The organism is Protofrankia sp. Cr2, from assembly GCF_963555885.1.
Taxonomy (GTDB): domain Bacteria; phylum Actinomycetota; class Actinomycetes; order Frankiales; family Frankiaceae; genus Protofrankia.
This window is the reverse complement of sequence record NZ_CAUVXG010000085.1, coordinates 1-6,230: the sequence shown is the minus strand read 5'-3', so window position 1 is coordinate 6,230 and position 6,230 is coordinate 1. Positions and strand designations below refer to the sequence as shown.

3 protein-coding genes are annotated in these 6,230 nt (G+C 67.5%); all 3 read left to right on the top strand.

Annotated elements, in window-relative coordinates; translation table 11 throughout:
* On the top strand, window positions 1-284 hold a 284-nt coding region (locus U9978_RS22810), incomplete at its 5' end, for a WD40 repeat domain-containing protein (RefSeq protein ID WP_416211110.1).
* 124 nt (window positions 285-408) lie between these two features.
* The gene (locus U9978_RS22805) at window positions 409-4,683 is read left to right on the top strand and encodes a TIR domain-containing protein (RefSeq protein ID WP_322763196.1); all 4,275 of its coding nucleotides are present in this window, start codon (window positions 409-411) and stop codon (window positions 4,681-4,683) included.
* 249 nt (window positions 4,684-4,932) lie between these two features.
* A partial coding sequence (locus tag U9978_RS22800; RefSeq protein WP_322763195.1) for a serine/threonine-protein kinase occupies window positions 4,933-6,230 on the top strand: 1,298 nt, incomplete at its 3' end.

Sequence of the window (6,230 nt, the reverse complement as noted above, 5' to 3'; positions counted from 1 at the left end):
GCACCGTGGTGCTGTGGGACCTGGCCGACCGCGCTTCCCCCGGTCGGCTTGGCGGCCCCCTTGCCGGCCACAGTGGTCCGGTGCGGTCGGTGGTGTTCTCCCCGGACGGACACACCCTGGCGACCGGCAGCGACGACCGCACCGTGACGCTGTGGGATCTGGCAGAGCTGCAACGGATCCGTGGGGATCTCGTGGGGGAGGCGTGCCGGCGTGCCGGTGGGCTGACTGAACAGGAATGGTCCCGGTACATCCCCGATCAGCCGTTCCGGCGGATATGCCGATGACCGTTTCCCGCTGGCACATCCCGTTCCGCTTCTTCTCGTCCGCTGGTGCGTGAACCTCCACTCGGCCCGCGCCGCATGCACGGTATGTCATTCTTGGTTGGTGACTTCGAGGGGTATGTCGAAGGTGGCAGGTCCATCCAGGTCGGTGCTCTTTGTCAGTTATGCCCAGACCGACGAGGGCTGGGTGGAATGGATCGCCTGGCAGCTCCGCCAGGACGGCTGGGCTGTCCACGTGCAGGAGTGGAACTTCGTCCCCGGCACTGCGTTCGCCACCTGGATGCAGGAGTCGCTGGCCGGGGCAGATCATGTGCTGACCGTGCTGTCGGACGCCTATCTGAAGACCGCCTGGGGCCAGGCTGAGTGGCAGGCGCGCTACCAGCCCAGCGAGCGCCGGATCATCCCGGTCCGGGTCGAACGGTGTGAACCGGTCGGCCTCCTTGAGTACCCGGTCCGTGTCGACCTGTTCGACCTGGCAGAAGACGAGGCACGCCGTGTCCTGCTCGGCGGTGCACGCGCCGCGAGGACCGGGCACACCCAACCGGACGAGGAGCCACCCTACCCAGCCACGGGCCACTCGGACCCGGCGGGAAAACCGCCCCGGTTCCCCGGCTGGGAGGTGCCTGGGACCTTCTTCGACCGGGTCGCGCATGCCTGTCGTGAGCGATACCTGGGCGCGACCGTCCGGCCGAATCCGAGAGCGACGCCAGTGCCGTACCTCGACCTGGACGGAGAGCGGGACGGCGAGCGCCAGCGCTGGCCGGTCGGCGTAGCCGCCGACGGTCTGAACCAAGCCGCGTTGGAAGCATTTCACGCTCGCGTCCACCTGACATATGAACCACCTGGCGACACCGTCGAATCCGAGCTGGTGTATAGCGGCCCACTCGTCGAGATTGGTCTGGTGTGGCGGGGCCGCCGCCTCGGCGTCCAGGTGCGCAGCCTGGCTGAGTTCGAGGGTCGCTGGGATCCGAGGCGTTACCTGGCCCGCCAGCGTGAACGCCTTGAGAATGACCGGAGCTACCCGCCGGAGCTGTACGTGCCGCAACGGTTCGTCCTGCTCGACGAGCCTCCGGGAGCCCCGGAACGGGACGACGTGTTCGCCGCGACAGTCGATTGGCTCGACGTAGACGCGGCCCGGTTCCTGCTGATCCTCGCCGATTCCGGGTACGGTAAGACGTTCCTGCTGCGTGAGCTGGCCCGGCGGCTACCCGAAAAACTGCCGAACACCGTCCCGATGTTGGTCGAAATTCACACCCTCGAGAATACGCCCAGTGTTGACGATCTGCTCGCGCTGCACCTGTCGAAGGCGGGAGAATACGGCGTCGATGTGCGGGTGGTGCGGCGGATACTTGAAAGAGGCCGTGCAATACTGCTGTTCGACGGCTTCGATGAATTGGCGTCGCGGGTCACCTATGCCCATGCATCCGAGTACTTGTCGACATTTTTGTCGGCGGTGTCGGGGAAGGCGAAGGTGGTGCTCACCAGCCGAACCCAACATTTCGCCAGCGATGGTCAGTGGCGGACGGCGCTCGGCGAGCAGGTCGGGTTGCTGGCCGCCAGCCGGCAGATCCGGCTCGTCGACTTCGACGAAGGCCAGATTCGAGAGTTTCTCGTCCGCCAACTCACGCCCGCCACGGCCGCTGCTACCGTCCCTTCACCCCCGCCTTCACCTCCGCCTTCACCCCCGCCTTCACCCGTCGCCTATCGTGGCGATGCGGCGACGCGGTCTCGGGCGGAACAAGAGGCCGATGGCAGAATGGCTCGCCTGCGAAAGGTCCGCGATCTGATCGGCCTGGCTGGTAACCCGCGGATGCTGTCGTTCCTGGCCGACCTTGACGATTCCGACCTTCACGCGATCAGCGAAGGCGCCCCCGACCCGGACCGTAGCCTGGCGGTCCTGTATGAGCGGATCATCGGTCGGTGGCTGGATCACGAGGTCGCCCGGCGCCGCCCCACCCGCAGCTCCCAGCCGGGCCTCACCCGGAATCACATCCGGCGGGCCGTCGATGGCGTGGCGGTCACACTGTGGCTGAACCAGACGGACACCATCGACCTCAACGGCCTCACCGGCACCGTGCGGGAGACCTTGACCGATCTCAGCTCCCTGCGGATGGGGGCGGACGAAGCGGCGTTCGCCATAGGATCGGGCAGCCTCTTGGCCCGCGTCGACGGTGACATGTTCGCCTTCGAACATCAGTCCGTTGCCGATTACCTCGTCGCCACAGTAGCTGCAAGCGAGATCGGCACCGGCGTCGCCGCCCCGGCGGTGCTGGCCGAACGGGAGATCTCCGATCTCGTCGCCAGGTTCCTCATCGGCACATCTGACCCCGATCAGGTCAGAGACTGGGTCCGCACCGTGCTGGCCGACGCCGACGCCGACACCGGGCCGGCAGCCCGTGCCAACGCGCTGCGCCTCGCCGCCCCACTGGGGGTGACAGCCGACGCCATCCAGCTTGCCGGGCAGGACCTGCGTGGCCAACATCTGTCCGGCCGGGACATGCACCTGGCCAACCTGCGTGGCGCCCGGCTCGTCGGGATGAAACTGAATGATACCAACCTTGACGGTGCCAACCTGGCCGGTGCCGACCTGCGGGAGGCCCACCTGGTGCGAGTCAGCTTACGCCGAGCGAAACTCGCCGACGCCGATCTGCGGGGCGCCGTCCTGTCTGGCACCGACCTGCGGGACGCCCTTCTGGCCGGCAGTCGTTGGCACGGGGCTGCCATCCTCGGCGGCATGCTCGGGGCCAGCGCCCAAGTCCCGGAGCTGGCGGTCGCCGCCATCACCACCCGTGACCGGGTCGCCCCGGTATTCCCACCGCCCCCGGCCAGCGCGGGTGCGCTGGCCTACAGCCCCGACGGCAGGCTGCTCGCCGTCGCCTACGGCGTGGGTGTTCTGCTCCTCGACGCCTACCGGCACCGTCCGGTACGGATTCTCACCAGCCATAGCGGCCTGGTCGTCGATGTGGCCTTCACCCCGAACAGCCAGCTACTGGCCACTGCCGGCAGCGATCACACCGTTCGACTGCTGGACGTCGCCAGCGGCACCGAACAAGCCACCTTCACCAGCCACGACGACCAGGTGAACGCCGTAGCTGTCAGCCCGGATGGCACTCTGCTCGCCTCCGCATCCACCGACGGCATCCGCCTGCACCGCATCCCGACCACCCCGGCCCAGCCCGACGAGGGCGACCTCTATCTCGGCCGCGTCGGCGCCGAACTGCCTTGGGTGTCGACGATGGCCTTCCACCCGAACTCCGGTCTGCTTGCCTGCGGCACCACCAACGGCCGCCTTATCCTGCTCTCCACCGCCGACGGCACCGTGGTCGCCAACCAGTACACTCACCACGGCTGGGTGCACGCGGTGGTGTTCGACGCCTCCGGCCGCAGACTCGCCACCGCCGGCGAGGACGGTGCCATCCGGCTGTGGGACGCGAATACCGGAGAGGGCGCGGGAGGTCTGGCCGGACATTCCAGAGCCGTGCGGGCTGCCGCATTCCACCCCGACGGCCGATTTCTAACGAGCGGCAGTGAGGATGGCGGCATCCGTCTCTGGGACCTGGCCACCGGAGCGCCGCTCACCGAGTTCATCGCGCGGCATTCCGCCGCCGCCCTCGCATTTCATCCCGACGGTCACCTGTTAGCCGCCGCCGCGGGCGAGTTCATCAGCATCCGCGCAGTGAACAGCGTCCCCGCCGGCGGTTATCGCACCGTCGCCGAGATCTCCGGTACCGCCCGGCCACTGGTCGCTGTGGCGTTCTCCCCCGACGGCACCACGCTTACCTCCGTCGGGGCGGATGGCACCACCCGAACCTGGGAAACCGTCACCGGACGCCACCTCGCTCAGGGTCGGAGCAGCCATCGCGTCGACAACTCCGACAGCCTCGGTAAGGGCGACCGTATCCCGTCCGGCCCAGAATCGGTCACCAGCCCCGACGGGCGGTTCTACGCGGCTGCCGACGGCACCGCCATCCGCCTCACCGACGCCCGAACAGGTACGCTGATCGGTCGGTTCACCGGGCACCTCGGCCCAGTCACCGCGCTCGCCGCGGCACCCGATGGCAGCCTGCTCGCCACCGCGAGCACCGACGGCACGATCCGGCTGTGGGACCCGGCCACGCTCAGCACGGTCGCAACCCTGCTCGGACTGCCCGGCGACGCCTGGGCTGTGCTGTTACCCGACGGCACGTACAAACTCGCCGGGAACCCGTGCGATGAGCTGTGGTGGGCGCTGGGCAGATGCCGATTCGAACCCGGCGAACTCGACGGCTTCATCGACTCCTTGAATCGGCTGGACCCCAGCGAGCCACTCCCCGGTACCCACTCCGGACCCCGGTCCGCTACCCCGCCGGCCTCTCACGCCCCCCAACGCCAGCGCCCGCGCCGGGGCCGGGGCCGGAGATAGCCGTCTCGCTCTGGTCGGCGACCGCTGTCTCGGTCATAAAGTGGCCCTTCTGTCCGAGCATCATTACAGAATGTAATATTAAAGTCACATTCTGTCTTGATGATCCCATAGGAAGGCTTCCGCCGGTTGCGTGCCGGTCAGCTGCTTGTCGTTGGATGAGCCTGATTGGTTACAGTTATCCCATCCGGGGGATCACGGCCCGTACCTTCCGGGATCTTCGGGCGGTCGCCAGGGAGGAGTGGCGGGACTGTGTCGGTCGACCGTAATCATGTGGCGCGGGCGTTACCCGACCGTTTTGAACTGCGTGGCAGGCTTGGTGGTGGTGGTTTCGGTGATGTGTTCCAGGCGTTTGATCGTCGGTTGGATCGACTTGTCGCGGTCAAGGCCGTGTTGGTCGAGGATACGGATATGCATCAGCGCGTCGTCGACGAGGCGAAGGCTCTTGCCCGGCTGAATCACCCGCATCTGGTCGGTATTTTTGATGCGGTCGATGTCGATGATCTATTCCTATTGTTCATGGAGTTCGTCGACGGTCGGTCTTTGGACAAGGTGCTCCGGCTTTTGCCGCCGGAGGCGGTGTGCGGAATCGGTCTTGCGGCCGCGGACGCGTTGGCCTATGTGCACGGAAAGCAGATGCTGCACCGTGACATCAAGCCGGCGAACCTGTTGCTCGGCGATGACGGCACGCTGAAGATCGTTGATTTCGGGATCGCGAAGCTGCTGGAGCACACCACGGCGTTCGGCCGGACGGGGACGCCGTTCTGGATGGCGCCCGAACAGCGCAACTTCGCCGCGCTCGGCCCTGCGACGGATCTGTACTCGCTCGGACTGGTGCTGTACTGGCTGTTCGCCGGCCGGCCACCGGCCCGGCCGCGGGTCGAGCCGCTGACCGGTGTGCACCCGGCGCTGGCCGAGGTGGTGATGCGGGCGGTCGAGGAGGACATCGACGCACGCTACCCGTCGGCGCACGAGTTCGCCGTCGACCTCGCTGAGGCTGCCGGGAAGGCATTCGGACTCGGCTGGCTCAAACGCAGCGGCCTGATCCTGCGGGTGGATGACACGCTCCGGGAGGTGGCCACGCGACTGTTGTCGTTCCCGCCGAGCGAACCGACCCGCCGAGTCGGGGTGGACGTGCCCCCGGAGGGATTCATCGGGGCCGACCTGCGGGAGGCGGACCTGTCCGGGCTGGACTTGTGGGGCGCGGATCTGACCGGGGCGGATCTGACCGGGGCCCGGCTGGTCCGCACGGTGTTGACGGACGCCGTACTGCGGAGAGCAACGTTGTCCGGTGCGCTCGTCGAGCACACGTCTTTGTCCGCAGCTGATCTGTCCGGGGCTGATCTGACCGGTGCCCGGCTGGTCCGCGCGGATCTGACCGGTGCGATTCTGACGGGTAGTCGGTGGTTGCGGGCGACGTTGCTTTCCTGCTCGATCGACCCGGCGGCTCTGGTCGGCGCTGACCTGGCCGATGCCGTGATCCCCGGCCGGGACCCGGCCACAGCGGTCATACCGACGGCGATGTCTGCCGTGCGTGCTATCGCGTTTTC